A 15,714-nucleotide genomic window follows, 5' to 3' on the forward strand; every position below is an offset into this window, starting at 1 on the left:
TTTATTCATGGTAATTGACTGGGCATAATATGACTCCTGCTTTCCAGTCAACGGCTAACTGCTTTCCTGTCAACTGACTAATGACTAATGACCAATGACTAATGACAAACTAGCTGTACTGCTGATTGACATCCACATCCAAATTAAACAGTGTTTGCAAAGTTTGCATCGCTTGCCGCCGCGCCTCAATATCCTGCTGAGCGCGCAACTGTACCATCGGATCGTGCAAAATCTTATTCACAATCCCCCTTGTTAAAGATTCAATCACGTCTTGATGTTTCTCCGAAAATTCCGAACCCAGACGCGATAAAGCTTTTTCTAACTCTTGTTCCCGAATCAATTCTATCTTATCCCGCAAACAGCTAATAGTAGGAACCGTTTCCAGACTGCGCCACCAGAGATCAAAAGCCTCTACTTCCTGTTCCAGCAAGCCCTGAGCTTCCATTGCCATTTTGCGGCGGCTTTCGTGATTTTGAGCTACCACTGCTTTCAAGTCGTCCACATTAAACGATCGCACATTAGCGAGTTCGTTCGCATCCGAGTCAATGTTGCGTGGCACAGAAATATCCACCAACATCAAAGGGCGATTCGGGTCTAAAACCGCTTCCAATTTAGCTTTATTTAACAGTGGCTCGGTAGCTGCGGTACTGGTAAAAACCAAGTCAGAACTGGCAATTATCTGCATCATTTCCGAGAGCTGATACAGGTGCAATTCAGCATCTTTAAACTGACCTGCCAACTCCAGGGCGCCCCGCACAGAGCGGTTAACGATCGAAATATGGCTAGCTCCTTTTGAGAGCAAATGCTGCACCAAAAGCCGCGACATTTTACCAGCACCGATAATCGCAATTTTGCTGCTTGCTAAATGCTGACCTTTCATTTGAGCCAATTCTGCCGCCGCAGAACTAATCGAAACTGCACCGGTACCGATGCTAGTTTCCGTGCGAACTCGCTTCCCTGCTGTGAGAGCTTGCTTGAACAAGCGCTCTAAAATTCTGCCTACACCTTTGTACTGCTGGGCGAGTTTGTGAGTTTGTTTCACCTGAGCCAAAATTTGTCCTTCTCCGAGCACCAAACTGTCGAGGCCAGAAGCCACTCGCATCAAGTGCATCACCGCATCTTCGTGCAGCAAAATAAACAGGTGAGGGCGCAAAGACTGCAAAGGAACTTTACTGCATTCGGAAAGGAACTGAATAACCTCTCGCACACCAGGCTCCGACTCGCTGGTAACAATATAAATCTCTAAGCGGTTGCAAGTGCTGAGGATGGCAACCTCTTGAATGTGCGGGTAGCCACGCAATTGGGCGATCGCCGCTTCAACTTTCTGTTCTGGAATGCTCAGTTTTTCGCGAACTTCTACCGGCGCTGTTTTGTGGCTGAGACCTATGACTGCAATATTCATATCTGTGATTTGTCACTATTTCTTTCTTAGTTGTTAACAGTCACCTGTTATTAGTTCTTAGTTTATCGCTAATTGCTAATCATCGGTGACTGTTAACCGTTAACTGTTAATTGTTAACATTTAACTGTTAACCACTAACTAATCACTAATTCAATTGCAGAGATTTCGGCTGGTCAAACATATGGATTGTATCCACAAACCGAGCAGTTTTCGACTGAGAAGAAATTACCAAACTTTCAGTGCGAGCGCCGCCGCCAAAGAAGCGAACTCCATTCATCAGCGTTCCGGGAGTAATCCCGCAAGCTGCAAACAGAACTGTTTCTCCAGATGCCAACTCTTCAGCATTGTAAATCTTGTCAGGGTCTGTGATGCCCATGTCTTTAAGTCGAGCGATATTGCTCTCTTTGCTTTCACCGATCAAACCAGTTTTTACAACAGCCGGATCGTAAATTAACTGCCCTTGGAAGTGACCGCCCAAGCAGCGCATTGCTGCTGCGGAAATCACACCTTCGGGTGCAGCGCCAATACCCATAAGTGCGTGGATGTTGGAACCAGAAAACGCGCAAGAAATCGCTGCCGAAACGTCGCCGTCGCTGATCAGCCGAACTCTTGCACCCGCTTGCCGAATTTCATTAATTAAATCTTTGTGTCGGGGGCGATCCATGACCACCACCACCAAATCTTCAATACTGCGGCCGAGACAATCAGAGATAATTTTGAGGTTTTGAGTTGGCGTTTTGCGAATATCTACATGATTCTTAGCAGCCGCAGGAGCCGCCAATTTGTTCATGTAGAAATCCGGTGCCGCAAACAAACCACCTTTTTCAGAGATTGCCAAAACTGCCATCGAACCGTTTTGACCGTAAGCTACCAGGTTAGTACCTTCGCAGGGGTCAACAGCGATGTCAATTTCGATCAATTCATCTATGTTGCAGACATCTTTGGCATCTTCGCGGGTACAAATACCTACTTGTTCGCCGATGTAAAGCATGGGTGCGTCATCGCGTTCGCCTTCGCCGATGACGATGCGGCCGCGCATATGAATTTTGTTCATGCGCTCCCGCATGGCTTCTACAGCCACTCTGTCAGCTTCATCTTTCTCGCCTTTGCCCATTAAGCGAGCGGAGGCGATGGCTGCCTGCTCAACTACTTCGATAATCTCTAAACCGATTACATTGTCCACGAACTAGATCCTCCCAACTGCTGATGCGTGCCTTGTGCTCTTTTGCACTCCCAGCCATCAAGTTTATCAGAGGCGGGGATCTGTGCGAGCGCAAGCAGTTGCTTAGTTTGTGTTAACTTTTGCTTCTTTGAGACTGGGGCTGGAAAATCTGATCCCAACCAGCTCAAAGATCGATCGCCCCAATACTTCACTCTTGCTCGATTGATCGCACGCGGGCCCCCAGGGAGCGCTAAATCGAGGACTCCAGAGGTTCCGGGGGAGCGAGGGGCTGTTTCAGGCAACTTGTCATCCCGAATGGCGTTAAAGGTTTTATGATTAGTTTGCGATCGCACGATTTCTCAGAAACCTGGTTGCCAAACCGGATTTATCGTTACTAAACCCAATATTTTGGTATAAACCGGGTTTCTGAGGGTAAGTCCTAATGATGATCGCAAATCAAATGGACAGCCCCAAATCGGGACGCAGTAGACTTTATCAGCGGGAAGGAATAAAAAATGATGATGAAAGCCCAAGATATTATGACCACAGATGTTGTTACCATTCGCGGTTCGGCAACTGTAGCTGAAGCGGTGGCGATGATGAACGATTTGTGTTTGCGCGCTTTAATTGTGGAACGTCGCCACGAACAAGACGCCTACGGCATTGTCACCGAAACGGATATTGTCTATAAAGTAGCAGCCTACGGCGTAGACCCCAAAAAAGTCCGCGTCTTCGAGATTATGACCAAACCGTGCATCACGGTGAATCCAGACTTGGGCGTGGAATACGTGGCTAGGTTGTTCGCGAATACCCGCATCCGCCGGGCGCCGGTGATTAAGGACGAGCTAGTGGGCATTATTTCGGTCACAGATATCTTGACAAAAAGCGATTTTCTTGAGAAGCCGAAGAGTATTTTATTTGACGAACAAATCGAACAGGCGATCGCGGAGGCCAGAACTATCTGTGCCGAGAAAGGCGTTACTTCTAGAGAGTGCGCGGTAGCGTGGGATATTGTAGAGGAAATGCAGGCTGAGGCTTCTCACCAGCGATCGATGAAGCTTGAAAAAACGGCTTTTGACCAGTATTGCGAGGAAAATCCCGAGGCTGCTGAAGCGCGGATATACGACAGTTAATTTAGTTATTAGTCATTAGTTATTAGTTATCAACTCTTATTTATGGATTGATAACTAATAGCTAACTATCGGAAAGAGCTTTTTTTCTCAGAGCCTCACGAAAAATAAAAATCTTAAGTGTTTGGCTCAGTCATACAAAACACGTTCAGCTTATTCCCATCAAGATCGCGAAAATATCCCGCATAAAACCCTGGCAACACGCCTCTTGGCCCCGCCGCTCCTTCATCCTTAGCCCCAAGTTCGATCGCTTTGTTATAAACTAAGTTGACTTTTTCGGGACTGTCAACTTGAAGAGCTATCATTACTCCATTGCCAACAGTTGCTCTGTTACCATCAAAGGGTTTTGTAATAGCAAGTGCTGGTCCCTCTGGAGAAACGCTCCATGCGATAAATCCGTCGAATTCCATGAATCGTCTAGCGCCAATTTCAGCAAGCAAAGCATCATAAAACTTGGCTGCCGTTTCAACATCGTTGGTACCGAGTGTAACGTATCCGATCATATTTTTTGTCTTCTAACTGATGTTAAGATGAAAAAAAATGTTTGAGCCAATAAGAACTGAGTTAAACTAATCCTTATAAAACCAAAGCTACAACTCAAACATCATTTTAGATCATAACTCAAACTATCTCGGTTTTCTCCGCTGCAATGATTTATTGCCGATCGCTAATACATTCGGGACTGTCTCTAGTTGGACTGTTGACGATCGCACTTACCGCCTTTGCTTTCATGGCTTCGGAAGCATAGGGCTTTAACAGCGACAAAACTTCCTGAGCATTGTTAACAGCAGGATCTAGCCACTGTTCCCAATCGCTGTCGGGGAGAATCACCGGCATTCGATCGTGCAGCGGCTGCACTGTTTCGTTAGCCTCGGTAGTAATTATACTGCAAGATACAATGTTTTCTTTTTCTGGAGATTCCCAATTTTCCCACAAACCGGCAAAAGCAAAAGGTTCGCCGTCGGCCTTTTGAAAATAGTAAGGCTGTTTGTTCTTTCCCTGCTGTTGCCATTCGTAGAAGCCGTCAGCGACTATCAAACATCGCCTGTGCTTGATGGCGCTGCGAAAAGCAGGTTTTTCGGCTACAGTTTCCGATCGCGCATTGATCATCTTGCTGCCCATTTTCATGTCTTTTGCCCAACTTGGAATCAAACCCCAGCGCATGAATTGAAACTGTCGCTGCATTTTTTCTTTTTCAACTGTTACTGTGGCAACTGATTGAGTTGGGGCGATATTGTATCGCGGTTTGATGTCGGGAACTTCCGACAGTTTGAAGAACTCGGCGATGATTTGACCTGAAGTAGTTAAAGTGTATCGTCCGCACATAATTTATAGTTGGTATTAACGCGGTTTTCTCTTAATTCCGGCAGTCCAGTATTGGTCGGGTTATCCACAGTCCGGCAGAGGTTTAAACCCCTGCCTCAAAGCTCAAGTCGGTTAAAACCGACTGGAAATACGATCTCAATATCTATCTATTTTAGTCCTCTTTTAGAGGACTTTAGCTATGAGACAGGGGTTAAAAACCCCTGTCGGATTGTCGGACTAAACCGGGCGGGCGGGACGCCCACTCCACAATAAAATTCCTTCTTTGTGGAACAGGCATCTTGCCTGTTCTTTGGATTTACCCTTGGGTGGGGGCGGGTTTTCGAGATGATTGGTTTTAGGGAATTATTGTTGGTAAAACCCCACGCTACGAGACATTGCTAAATTGTGGAACATTCGCAGACAACCATTCGGCGCGCAACTTTTCAATAGCTAATTCTTTGAATTTAGCTTCTACTTCAATCCAAGGAGCCTGATAATAACAATTAGGCATTTCTGTAATTACATCGCTGTGGCGCGGGTCGGCAAAAAATTCTCTGCCATTTGATATGTGTACTAATTGCCATTCAGGAACAGACCAAGTGGTGCGGGCTGCTGCGAGCATTTCGGCCACACTCGGATCGTCGTAAGTTTCTAAATGTTCGTGAATGACGTGGTGGTGGGCGTCAAAAACCATTGGTACGCCGGTATCGAGACAAACTTCTAAAATTTCCGAGGAACTGTAAGCGTATTCGTCATTTTCAAAGGTTAAGCGCGATCGAATTGATTCGGGTAAATCGCGGATGACTGATTTGAGTTGCGAAGTGCGATCGCTCTTGCCGCCGTGAATGTTCATCAGTGCCTGGGGCGATCGGGGCTGTCCCAACATATCTAAAATTAAAGCATGAGTCGCGAGAATTTTAATGCTATTTGCAACGACATCAGACTTGTCGGAACTGAGCACTACAAATTGATCCGGGTGAAGTACCAAGCGGATACCCAAAGAGAGGGCGCGATCGCCCGTAGTCCGCAATTCCTCAGTCATAGAGTGTAGCACTGCTTCCCCCAAATCTGTATCTGCAAAAGGGAACAGTGCAGAAGTCATCCGGTAGAGCTTAATCTGATTAGCTGAACAGAAGTCGATCGCTTTGTCAAGTCGTTTTAAGTTGTCTGCATACAATTCGCGCAACACTTTTTCTTGTTCAAGTTCTGTTAGCTGTAACAGCCGCTTCCGCGTGACAGTGCGAAAGCGAACTGCATCGGATGTTGTAATGCAGACTAGCCCCAATTCCGGCAATTTTTCCTGTTCCACTACTTGGTTAATCCCGCTCATTTAGCAATAATCCCTAACTTTAATTTTATATTAAATAGGTTTCTCATAAGGACTTGAGTTTTTAGTCTTGAAGTTTTTAGGTACTACTCAACCTGCCCAAATAGTCCGGCAGAGATTGAAATCCCTGGCGGACTATGGAAGTGCAAGATGTAATTAGTACAAACCTAATTTTTATCAAACCTCTAATCAACCACGTCGCAGATAGCATATCGATGACAATTAATCGATATAACTATTGCTGTTCTTCGCCAGACTCAGCCTCTTCGTCGGGCCGGGCGGTGGCAACAGGATTTTCCATTGCTTCGTTATGGAACGGATAACCGGATGTTTCTTGATTTAGCGGGTCAGCGGGTTGATCATCGGGGGATGTAATTTGACCGTTAGTGTTGGTATTGGGTTTTGTGGAAGAGCCTTTATGGCTGGCGTGACCGCTACTCATCTTTTTTTCCTCATTTAGGTTTATGGAACAATTTCTAGCTTAGACTTAGCGGCTGCGGGCGATCGCCTATCTTAAGTCAGAGATGTTGATTAATAGTTGAGGATGCTATAGCCTTTCTTGGCAACAGTGCGGTAGATAGGAAAACCGCAGATTAAGGCAGATAAACACAGATTAACGCCGATAAATTCAAGATATCTCTGCGAATGGCAATCCGATCGGGAATTGGTCGCCTGTGTACCTCACGAAAATTGATAAAGGCTATATATCTCATGATTTTCCCCCTTTCTCCTTGACAATTAACTCCGCAAACGCCCCGATCGCATAATGCTAATAACTAACCACAAACCCAAAAAACTCGCCGCCCCAAACAAACCCGTGCTCAGAAAAGATAGCTGAGGAGTTTGTGCGTTAGAAGAAATAATTGCCGCCCCCACAATTAGCGAACCCACGACAATACTAAAAGAAAGTCGGTTCGCAGAATCCCCCAGAGTGCGACGCAGCGGGTCGAGTTCTTTTAGGGTCAAGTTCCACTTCAAAGTTTCCGAAGTAACTCGGTCTAAAAGCACTTCCACCTGTCGCGGAGATTGCAAAGATAAGCTTTTGAGATCCAGGGCAGTTCTCAGCAGAGCTTGGATCGGATCGTCTCCTAATAACTGACGCCGAAACATATCGGTCATCAGCGGTTTGACCTGCTCTACAATATTAAATCGGGGATTAAAAGAGCGCGCCAGTCCCTCCAAATTAGCTAGAGTTTTTGCATACAAACCGAGATTGCTGGGCAGTCGAATTTTATTTTTGCGGGTTATTTCCAGCACCTCATAAAAGATTTCCGACAAGTTCATTTGCGACAAGCTGACATTGTAATACTTGCGGAGCATTCGAGCTAAATCGTTCTCTAGATTAACTAGACTTGTCGGCTGAGCAAATTCGGCCATTTCTAAAGTTAATTGAGCGCAGCGCTGAGCGTCTAAATCGACAATTGCCAGCAACATTTCTGTCAAATTCTGCTGAGTTCGCGGGTCTAATCTGCCGACCATGCCGCAGTCCAGCAAAGCTATCCGGCCGTCTTTGAGATAAAATAAATTGCCGGGATGCGGGTCTGCGTGAAAGAATCCGTCGATGTACAACTGCTGGAAGAAAACGCGGCAAAGCAGCGTTGTAATTTCTTCGCGTTCGGCATTTATATCTCCTTTGTGGCGAATTCCTTGCAAGTCGCCTAACAAAATTGGGACTCCGTTCAGCCACTCCATTACTAAGAGTTTTTTTGTAGTCAACTCCCAGTTAATTTCTGGTAGGACAACTTGTGTGGGGTCAAACCATTTACTTTTAGATAAATTGCGGCGCAGTTCGTCTGTGTAGCTGGCTTCTTGAATGAAGTCTAATTCTGCACGCAGGGCGATCGCAAATTCTTCTGCTAGGGCGACAATATCGTATTGTTGACCGAAGTCTGTGAGCATGACAAGTTCTGCCAAACCTCGGAGCACGGCGATGTCTTGTTCGATGACAATCTCAATACCGGGGCGCTGAACTTTGAGGGCGACTTCGCGACCGTCTTTTAAAGTAGCTTTGTGGGTTTGGGCGATCGAACCTGCGGCGACGGCTTGAGTGTTAAATTTAGCGAAGGTATCTTCGAGAGATTGTGTGAGTTCCTTGCGGACGATAAATTCTACTTCCGACCACGGTACGGGCGGCACTTCCGCTTGTAGGGTGGAGAGGATTTCGATGTAGGTGGCTGGTAAAAGGTCGGGACGGGTGCTCAGCAATTGTCCCAATTTGACAAATACTGGGCCTAATTCGACGAGGATGTTGCGGAGAACTGCTGGAGTTGGGAGACTGGGTGCGTCGGTTTTGCGGCCGGTTAGGAGGCTTTTCATGTAGTCCCAACCGTTGCGGAAGACGACCTCTAGAATTTCTCCTTTGCGAGAATTGTTTTGAACTAGGCTAAACAAGGGGCCTCCGGGTCGATCGGGTTTAAGGGCTATATAACTACTAGGATAGCGCTGTTGACCGGGCTGACCAGTGTCTTGGGGAATAAATTGGGGGTGGTGGGAATGGGCGTGACAGATTTCGGGTGTGGGGGCGATCGGTCTTTGGCCGTGGCATTGCTCCTCATAGTAATATACAGTTAAAGCAGACATGATATTTTTATAATTAAATTTATTGACTTGAAAAGATGTGTCCAATAATTGAATGAGTAAGTTATTACAAACCCGATTCTCAATGTGTTTAATACCGTATAAGAGACATGATTGCCATCCAATTTCCTACCAACTCGATCGAATTATCCATCAACTTAAGTGACGAGCAATTTTTTGAGCTTTGTCAGCACAACCGCGATTATCAGTTTGAACGTACAGCATCAGGGGAATTAATTATTATGCCACCGACAGGCAGTGAAACTAGCAAGCGCAATATGGATCTATCGTATCAACTTCAAGCCTGGAGTCGGCAACATAATCTAGGAGTTGCCTTCGACTCTTCGGGAGGCTTTACACTCCCCAATGGGGCCGATCGCTCTCCTGATGCCTCTTGGGTCAAAAAAGAACGCTGGGATGCTTTAACACCGGAACAAAAAGACAGTTTTGCTCCTTTGTGTCCTGATTTTGTTGTTGAGTTGCGTTCTCGGACTGATGGGTTGAAAAAAAATCAAGAGAAAATGCAAGAATATATAGATAACGGTGCTAAATTGGGTTGGTTAATTGACAGGCAAAATCGGCGGGTAGAAATTTATCGCCCCGGTCAAGATGTTGAAATTATCGAAAATCCTGCCACTCTATCAGGGGAAGATGTACTGCCTGGTTTTGTGTTGAATTTAGAAGAAATTATGTAAATAAAGTAAATAGTAAGGCACAACACAGATTCAAAAAGGAATGCCGGGATCAACAGTGATGAATAGTTGGTGTATCCGCCATCAGAATCCGTGTCGTGCGGCCTCATCTCACCTTCACAGCAAATCTTTCAATTTCTCATCTTCTCCCAACACCTTAATTACCTGTTTAATCTCCTGCGTCCTGTCCTTTTTCACAATCAAAGTCACATTGCCATCTCTGACAACTACCACATCTTCTAAACCAATGGTGACAATCACCTCATTCTCATCGGCTGCATAAAAAATGCCGCCTTTGGTATCAATTCCGACGTGTTTTGCTAACTCGACATTGGGTTTATCTCCTTGCAGCAAACGACCGATCGCATTCCAATCTCCCAAATCGTCCCAGCTAAAGCCTACGGGCAGAACACAAGCCTTTTGGGTCTTTTCCATCAGCGCGTAATCGATGCTAATTTTGGGTAATTCCGAGTAAGCCTGCGCGCCTTTTGCTTCCAAAGCTGCCATCATTTCCGGTACATGATTTCGCAATTCTGTCAAGACAGTTCCAACTCGAAAGACAAAAATTCCGCCGTTCCAACTAAACTTGCCGCTGGCTACAAATTCTTCAGCAGTTGTGCGATCGGGCTTTTCCGTAAACCTCGCCACCCGATAGGCCGGAAAACCACCAAAACTGCCAATTTCCTCGCCTTGTTCGATGTAGCCGTAGCCGGTGGAAGCATAACTCGGTTTTACTCCCAAAGTGGCGATCGCATCCTGATTTTTCGCCAACTCGGCCGCCGCCTCCAAAGTCTTGATAAACTCCTGTGGTTCCCCAATCCAGTGATCCGCGGGGAAAAAACCAACAACCGCATCCTCACCGTAACGCTTGCCAGTTTCTATAGCAGTCCAGGCCACCGCCGGCGCCGTATCCCGGCCCTCCGGTTCCGCCAGCAAATTCTCCGGCGGTAACAGCGGCAACTGTTCGCGAACCCCCGCAGCCAACATTTCCGACGTTACTACCCACAAATCGTCCCAACCGTTACCTAATGTTAATAGTCGATCGGCAGTTGCTTGCAGCAAACTCTTGCCACTACCGTCGAGACTCAAAAACTGCTTGGGCCGCTGTTTGCGACTCAGCGGCCAGAAACGTTCGCCTTTACCGCCGGCGAGAATTACGGGAATTAAGGTTTTGGTCATGATTTGAAGTTAAACGGTTCTGATCTATTTTGCCTGACACTTGAGGGATTGAAACGATCGTGATATAATTGATAAAACTTATTAATTGTTGGCAGCGTGGCGTTAAGGCGCTAAGTTTTTTATTTAGTAGAAATTTTAAAAATTCCTAGGATGGATTTTGGGTCATCTTGTCAATCCAATTAGCATAAAACGATACCCGCGTGTCCCCGGAAATTTCCCCGAAACTGCCATTGTCGTCAATTTTATCAATATCGGCGATGTTTGTTTTGAAAAATCCCCGATCGCTATAACCCCAAGAACTAATCCCCGCAATCTTGCCCTCGACAAACGAAGGCCCGCCGGAATCTCCGCTAGCCGTAGCTATCTCATTTTTCCCCAAACCTCGATCGCGCAACTTCGGAAAATGCCTCCCCAAAGTATCGCGTTCGGCACTTCCATCGTCAAAATCAAAGATTAATTGACTTCCCAAAACCAAATCGGACATATCTGATTCTTTAGCATCTTTCAAAACATCAATTAAAGCATCATAGCGATTCTGTCCGCTATATCTTTTTGCCTCAGAATTAGAATTTTCATCTTGTCCCTTTGCACCTAAACCTATATATCCGTATCCCACCTTTGTAAATACTTTGCCGACTTCATTCTTGTTTCTATTTATATCGTACTGTTCAATACTTTTGGGTGGAAGTCTTTTCAGTCTTAAAATAGCAATATCGTTGCCAACTTCTGACTCATAACCATTCCAACCCGGATGAATATAATAATTGCTAACAGAGATACTAACTTCACCGCTAGGCAATTTAAAATTTGCTTTAATTGCCGTTTCTGCAGGAACCTTGACTCCGCCTTCGTTCAGACAGTGGGCGGCCGTGAGAACGTACAATCCTCCTTTTAGCAACGAACCGGTACATTGAATGGGCTCGAGATAGGCAACACCTGTATATTGATTAAAAGCCAAAGGTTTGCGGGAACTGCTGTCACCAAAAGCACTAATTATTGCTCGCCCGATTGCTGCTGTTTCTAAAACTAACAACACAGTCAAAACTGCCATTAATACAACTTTGATTAGTGACTTCATTTTTGATATTGAATTGAGTGAGTAGCTGTTATATTAAATCCGGTACTGTTGGAATTAATTTTACCCAGAATCAGGACACGGCAGTGCAGTTTCCATACAATTAATCCGGGTATGGGCACGGCACTGCCGTGTCCTCTTATTGCAATATTTTACTTCGACAATTCGACGTTGAGTTCGTTCACCACACGGCGTTTGAGGGGGATTGATTTTTCTCTCGGCAGCAAGTCAAATACTTTCCGAAAAGCATCATCTACCTGTTCAAACGGTATTTGTCCTTTCTCATTAAAAACTACTTTTCCCGATTGATCTAGAATGACAGTTTGAGGTACGAAACCTTCGTAATAGTGGCTTGGTTCGGTGATTTCTGGTGACGGTTGCGGAGGCAAAGAGTCAATTGTTATGGGCATAAAATCGGCTTCGCGACCGTAAAATTCCTGGAGTTGAGAGACGACGATCGCGTATTGCTTGGAGTCGCTGCTGTCATCAGTGTAAAAAACTAAGAGTACGGGTTTATGGCGTTTGAAAGAATCTGCAATTTTGACTTTAGGAGGAACTAGGGAACCGTTGCCGGCGTAGAGGGCAAAGATTGTACCGTCAAAGCGATCGTCAGTGAGAGTTGCCAAGGCTGGCGCAGTGCCGCTTAGCAGTATTAAGCTAAGTGAGATCGCCACTGTTAAAAGACTGGCTGACAAGATTCGCCTCAGCCAGCGGATGCCAGAAGCAGCAGTAACAAGTGAATTTTTGTTCTCAGGAAATATCATAGGTTGTGGGCAGTCGCTGTAACGAAAGCGAAATCAGATGCAAAAACTTTCCTAAGTTTATCAGCAAAATGTAGGCAAATGTTGTTGAGTAGGTTAAAGTAGTTTCGGCTCGATGATCATAAATTGCTGATAGTAGCGATCGACAAGGCGATTCTACAGACCGAAGATCACTATTTGCGATCGACTTTTCAGGGGCGGACTGGAACTGTCCGCGCCACAATAAAATTTATTTGTGGTGGGGTGGGCTTCTAGCTTCCCAGAAGGGTGCAAGATATTAAATTCAACTGATTACTAGAAACTGACAACTGGGAATTTACAACTAATGATAGCTTTGCTTGATGCACTCCTCGCCCAAACGCCCGCTGCTGATGTTTCCGGGTCTGCTCAAATTAATCTAGTGCAGGCCCTTGTTTTAGGAATTGTACAAGGATTAACAGAGTTTTTGCCCATCAGCAGCAGCGCTCATTTAAAGGTAGTGCCTGTCGCCCTGGGATGGGGCGATCCCGGAGTTGCTTATACTGCTGTTATTCAGTTGGGCAGCATTATTGCAGTGCTTTGGTATTTCTGGAAAGACTTGACAAATATAACTGTTGGTGCAGTAGAAGCCGTCGTGCAGCGCAACTACAAATCCCATGAGTTTCAAATGGCGGTGGCGCTGGTTTTGGGAACAATACCTATAGTCTTTTTTGGTCTGCTAATCAAGGCATTGGTTCCAGATTTTGACAAGTCGCCACTTAGGAGTTTGGCCAGCATCGCCATTGCTTCGATCGTCATGTCGCTACTTTTAGCAATAGCAGAAAAAATTGGCAAGCGCAATCGCACTTATGAAAAGTTAACTGTCTTAGACGGTATTTTGATGGGATTAGCTCAAGCAATCGCATTGATTCCGGGGTGTTCGCGATCGGGTTCCACTCTAACAGCAGGATTGTTCATGGGATTGGAAAGACCCGCCGCCGCGCGGTTTTCTTTTTTATTGGGAATTCCGGCAATTACTCTGGCTGGATTAGTGGAATTAAAGGGTAATTTGGGGCAAGGAATCGGCGATGCAGGAGTTGCAGCTTTGATAGTGGGAACGATTTCATCATTTTTGTTTTCTTATTTGTCGATCGCGTGGCTAATGAAGTTCCTGCAAACTCAAAAAACGTGGATATTTGTGTTGTATAGGCTAGCTTTTGGCGTAGCCATTTTAACGGCGCTCGCAGGTGGGGCAGTTAAAAATGCGTAGGTTGTTATAATTACAAGGACAGGCATCTTGCCTGTTCCACAAAACAAGAACAGGCATCTTGCCTGTTCCACAAAGAGTAAATTTTCTTGTGGAACGGGCCGGAGAGCCAGTTCATAAAAAGCTGATTAATAGCTGACAAGCTGTTAGCTTTTAACTCAAAGTGAGCGTCGCCGTAAAGGATGTAAAATGCCCGAAGATAGCGACCGCCAAAATGCACAATTAGCGCTAATTATGCTGCTAGCATTGGTGTAGGGATGTCCTTCTTTATCACTCCCGGAATTGTGGAACAATAGTATCAGATTTCAAACGGCTTTTCGGTTCATAATCCCAGTCCTAATACATGGAAGAGTATCGCAACAAAAGCGATTATTTCCCGCACGTCTGGGTTGATAAAAGAGCGGTGTTGTCCGGGCAGAAACAACTAAGGAATGAGAATTAAATAACTTACAATTTTGATGGTTCTTGTGGGATGGGCGTCCCGCCCAACCCTACTCCCCACAAACTTGTGTAAATTATTTAACTCCCGATCCTAAGCCTGTCAGGAACCCGTCAAAATTTTGAGTTTCATAAATACATATTTTTGATACATCCTCTCACAGCAAAGCTAAATTCACAACCCAGAACTTATCCTGCTTGTAAAGGCGATCTACTTTAGCAAACGGCTAAGCTAAAGAGAGAAAACTAACACTGCCATCAATCTCAAAATGCTACTTGTTACTACGGCTGAACCAATTTCGCTGGTGGCTGATGCAAACGGTGTGATTCGCGTTAGCAGAACCCGCGTCACCCTAGATACAATCATTACAGCTTTTCTTGAAGGCTGCACAGCAGAAGAAATCAGAAAACAGTACCCGTCTCTCCAACTTTCCGATATTTATTGTGCGCTCGGCTACTACTTGCGAGACCAATCCGAAGTTAACGCTTATCTGATGGAACTTCAACGTCTTGCCGCAGAAGTTCAGCAGGAAGCAGAAAGGCATTTTAACCCAGTTGGAATACGCGATCGCCTATTAGCAAGACGCGACCAAAAAGGGTAGTATTATATGCTGCGATTCTTGGCAGACGAGAACTTTAACAATCAGATTGTCCGAGGTATTCTGCGGCGGAATCCCGACGTTGAGATTGTCCGCGTTCAAGATATCGGCTTGATCGAAGCAGATGTAGCAATGATGACCAACTTCGCCTACGGACGAATGCAAACAGGTCTTGGGATGCCAGGGTTATTTGAAGTAAGTCGCCATGTTTCCGTAGGTTTGGCGATCGAGGAAATTTTGGTAATAACTGAGTGCAGTCTGGAAGGAGAATGGGAAGGGCAAGTACGATTTTTACCTTTACGCTAAGGAGCTTAGCAAACTTATGTCAATACCGAAAAAAGGAACAAGAAAAATAATTGTTGATGAGGAGGCTTTCATCTGGCTAATCCGAAGACAAACTACTAATACGCAAGCAGAATCCGGCTGCGGACATCTTCATGTTGCTGTCGAACACGCTGAACAACCAGGATCGGTGTTAGTTATCCTCACCGATCGACCTCATCCTCAAGGTTGGAGCCAAACTAACTGTGAATTTATACCGGTAAAACCTCCAGATGGAGCGCCACAAGAGGTAAAAGTATGGCAGATTATTTCCACGCAAGAAGTGAAACCAGTAAGACCCTCTGATGTAGCACAATGGATACGGCAAGCGGTGCGACTCGGATGGCAGCCTCGGCGATCGGGAATCACTTTTAATGTGCAGATTGCAGGAGAACGTGCAGAAAAAATATATTCGAGGGGGGAGTATCGATCGGCTATGCTGAAGGCTCTTCTGGGTTTGCGGTGGAAACTGTATAATTAAGGAACTTTATGCTAGAGGCTAAGCTCATGGATTTCCATCT

At 45.5% G+C, this 15,714-nt stretch carries 16 protein-coding genes; 6 read left to right on the plus strand and 10 right to left on the minus strand.

What is annotated here, in order from left to right; all coding sequences use genetic code 11:
* Positions 1-109: 109 nt before the first annotated feature.
* Both QUA07_RS03900 and glpX read right to left on the minus strand, forming a co-directional pair.
* Positions 110-1,402 (minus strand): glutamyl-tRNA reductase, encoded by a 1,293-nt coding sequence (locus QUA07_RS03900; RefSeq protein WP_333322804.1) that lies wholly within the window; start codon positions 1,400-1,402, stop codon positions 110-112.
* 145 nt (positions 1,403-1,547) lie between these two features.
* Positions 1,548-2,585, minus strand: coding sequence for a class II fructose-bisphosphatase (gene glpX, locus QUA07_RS03905; protein ID WP_333202578.1), 1,038 nt, complete (start codon positions 2,583-2,585; stop codon positions 1,548-1,550).
* A 494-nt stretch (positions 2,586-3,079) separates the two neighbouring features.
* Here glpX and QUA07_RS03910 point away from each other — a divergent pair, with 494 nt between their 5' ends.
* Positions 3,080-3,697 carry a CP12 domain-containing protein gene (locus tag QUA07_RS03910; protein WP_333322805.1) on the plus strand — a complete coding sequence of 206 codons (618 nt, stop codon included), beginning with the start codon at positions 3,080-3,082 and terminating at the stop codon, positions 3,695-3,697.
* A 113-nt stretch (positions 3,698-3,810) separates the two neighbouring features.
* Here the strand turns inward: QUA07_RS03910 and QUA07_RS03915 are convergent, their stop codons facing one another.
* The 5 genes from QUA07_RS03915 to QUA07_RS03935 form a co-directional block, all read right to left on the minus strand.
* Positions 3,811-4,197: a VOC family protein gene (locus tag QUA07_RS03915; protein WP_333322806.1), complete on the minus strand. Its 387-nt coding sequence runs from the start codon at positions 4,195-4,197 to the stop codon at positions 3,811-3,813.
* Positions 4,198-4,348: 151 nt separating this feature from the next.
* Positions 4,349-5,020, minus strand: a complete 672-nt coding sequence (locus tag QUA07_RS03920) for an SOS response-associated peptidase (RefSeq protein ID WP_333322808.1) — start codon at positions 5,018-5,020, stop codon at positions 4,349-4,351.
* Between the two features lie 364 nt (positions 5,021-5,384).
* Positions 5,385-6,329, minus strand: a complete 945-nt coding sequence (gene uvsE / locus QUA07_RS03925) for a UV DNA damage repair endonuclease UvsE (RefSeq protein ID WP_333322810.1) — start codon at positions 6,327-6,329, stop codon at positions 5,385-5,387.
* Positions 6,330-6,561: 232 nt separating this feature from the next.
* On the minus strand, positions 6,562-6,768 hold the full coding sequence (locus QUA07_RS03930; RefSeq protein ID WP_172190898.1) for a hypothetical protein: 207 nt from the start codon (positions 6,766-6,768) through the stop codon (positions 6,562-6,564).
* A gap of 296 nt (positions 6,769-7,064) precedes the next feature.
* On the minus strand, positions 7,065-8,717 hold the full coding sequence (locus QUA07_RS03935; RefSeq protein WP_333322829.1) for an AarF/ABC1/UbiB kinase family protein: 1,653 nt from the start codon (positions 8,715-8,717) through the stop codon (positions 7,065-7,067).
* Positions 8,718-9,013: 296 nt separating this feature from the next.
* Here QUA07_RS03935 and QUA07_RS03940 point away from each other — a divergent pair, with 296 nt between their 5' ends.
* Complete coding sequence (locus QUA07_RS03940) at positions 9,014-9,598, plus strand: Uma2 family endonuclease (RefSeq protein ID WP_333322812.1); 585 nt, start codon at positions 9,014-9,016, stop codon at positions 9,596-9,598.
* 114 nt (positions 9,599-9,712) lie between these two features.
* Here QUA07_RS03940 and QUA07_RS03945 read toward each other — a convergent pair whose 3' ends face one another.
* From QUA07_RS03945 to QUA07_RS03955, 3 genes are all read right to left on the minus strand, one after another.
* On the minus strand, positions 9,713-10,774 hold the full coding sequence (locus QUA07_RS03945) for a mannose-1-phosphate guanylyltransferase (protein WP_333322814.1): 1,062 nt from the start codon (positions 10,772-10,774) through the stop codon (positions 9,713-9,715).
* Positions 10,775-10,919: 145 nt separating this feature from the next.
* Entirely contained in the window at positions 10,920-11,852 is a 933-nt protein-coding gene (locus QUA07_RS03950) for a trypsin-like serine protease (protein WP_333322816.1), read from the minus strand.
* Between the two features lie 149 nt (positions 11,853-12,001).
* Positions 12,002-12,613, minus strand: coding sequence for a thylakoid membrane photosystem I accumulation factor (locus QUA07_RS03955; protein ID WP_333322817.1), 612 nt, complete (start codon positions 12,611-12,613; stop codon positions 12,002-12,004).
* A gap of 322 nt (positions 12,614-12,935) precedes the next feature.
* On the opposite strand from QUA07_RS03955, the gene QUA07_RS03960 reads away from it, so the two are divergent.
* The 4 genes from QUA07_RS03960 (at position 12,936) to QUA07_RS03975 (ending at position 15,674) form a co-directional block, all read left to right on the plus strand.
* The gene (locus QUA07_RS03960) at positions 12,936-13,838 is read left to right on the plus strand and encodes an undecaprenyl-diphosphate phosphatase (RefSeq protein WP_333322819.1); all 903 of its coding nucleotides are present in this window, start codon (positions 12,936-12,938) and stop codon (positions 13,836-13,838) included.
* A gap of 704 nt (positions 13,839-14,542) precedes the next feature.
* A complete protein-coding gene (locus QUA07_RS03965; protein WP_333322821.1) occupies positions 14,543-14,875 on the plus strand; it encodes a DUF433 domain-containing protein in 333 nt (110 codons plus the stop codon).
* A 6-nt stretch (positions 14,876-14,881) separates the two neighbouring features.
* Positions 14,882-15,178 carry a hypothetical protein gene (locus QUA07_RS03970; protein ID WP_333322822.1) on the plus strand — a complete coding sequence of 99 codons (297 nt, stop codon included), beginning with the start codon at positions 14,882-14,884 and terminating at the stop codon, positions 15,176-15,178.
* Positions 15,179-15,194: 16 nt separating this feature from the next.
* The gene (locus tag QUA07_RS03975; RefSeq protein ID WP_333322824.1) at positions 15,195-15,674 is read left to right on the plus strand and encodes a hypothetical protein; all 480 of its coding nucleotides are present in this window, start codon (positions 15,195-15,197) and stop codon (positions 15,672-15,674) included.
* Positions 15,675-15,714: the final 40 nt, after the last annotated feature.

The organism is Microcoleus sp. T3_A4 (assembly GCF_036700465.1).
Taxonomy (GTDB): Bacteria; Cyanobacteriota; Cyanobacteriia; order Cyanobacteriales; family Microcoleaceae; genus Microcoleus.

Coding starts and splice junctions, on each gene's coding strand:
- QUA07_RS03910 (WP_333322805.1), top strand. CDS start 3,080: ATGATGATGAAAGCCCAAGATATTATGACCACAGATGTTGTTACCATT.
- QUA07_RS03920 (WP_333322808.1), bottom strand. CDS start 5,020: ATGTGCGGACGATACACTTTAACTACTTCAGGTCAAATCATCGCCGAG.
- QUA07_RS03945 (WP_333322814.1), bottom strand. CDS start 10,774: ATGACCAAAACCTTAATTCCCGTAATTCTCGCCGGCGGTAAAGGCGAA.
- uvsE (WP_333322810.1), bottom strand. CDS start 6,329: ATGAGCGGGATTAACCAAGTAGTGGAACAGGAAAAATTGCCGGAATTG.
- QUA07_RS03965 (WP_333322821.1), top strand. CDS start 14,543: ATGCTACTTGTTACTACGGCTGAACCAATTTCGCTGGTGGCTGATGCA.
- QUA07_RS03940 (WP_333322812.1), top strand. CDS start 9,014: ATGATTGCCATCCAATTTCCTACCAACTCGATCGAATTATCCATCAAC.
- QUA07_RS03915 (WP_333322806.1), bottom strand. CDS start 4,197: ATGATCGGATACGTTACACTCGGTACCAACGATGTTGAAACGGCAGCC.
- QUA07_RS03900 (WP_333322804.1), bottom strand. CDS start 1,402: ATGAATATTGCAGTCATAGGTCTCAGCCACAAAACAGCGCCGGTAGAA.
- QUA07_RS03960 (WP_333322819.1), top strand. CDS start 12,936: ATGATAGCTTTGCTTGATGCACTCCTCGCCCAAACGCCCGCTGCTGAT.
- QUA07_RS03975 (WP_333322824.1), top strand. CDS start 15,195: ATGTCAATACCGAAAAAAGGAACAAGAAAAATAATTGTTGATGAGGAG.
- QUA07_RS03950 (WP_333322816.1), bottom strand. CDS start 11,852: ATGAAGTCACTAATCAAAGTTGTATTAATGGCAGTTTTGACTGTGTTG.
- QUA07_RS03970 (WP_333322822.1), top strand. CDS start 14,882: ATGCTGCGATTCTTGGCAGACGAGAACTTTAACAATCAGATTGTCCGA.
- QUA07_RS03930 (WP_172190898.1), bottom strand. CDS start 6,768: ATGAGTAGCGGTCACGCCAGCCATAAAGGCTCTTCCACAAAACCCAAT.
- QUA07_RS03955 (WP_333322817.1), bottom strand. CDS start 12,613: ATGATATTTCCTGAGAACAAAAATTCACTTGTTACTGCTGCTTCTGGC.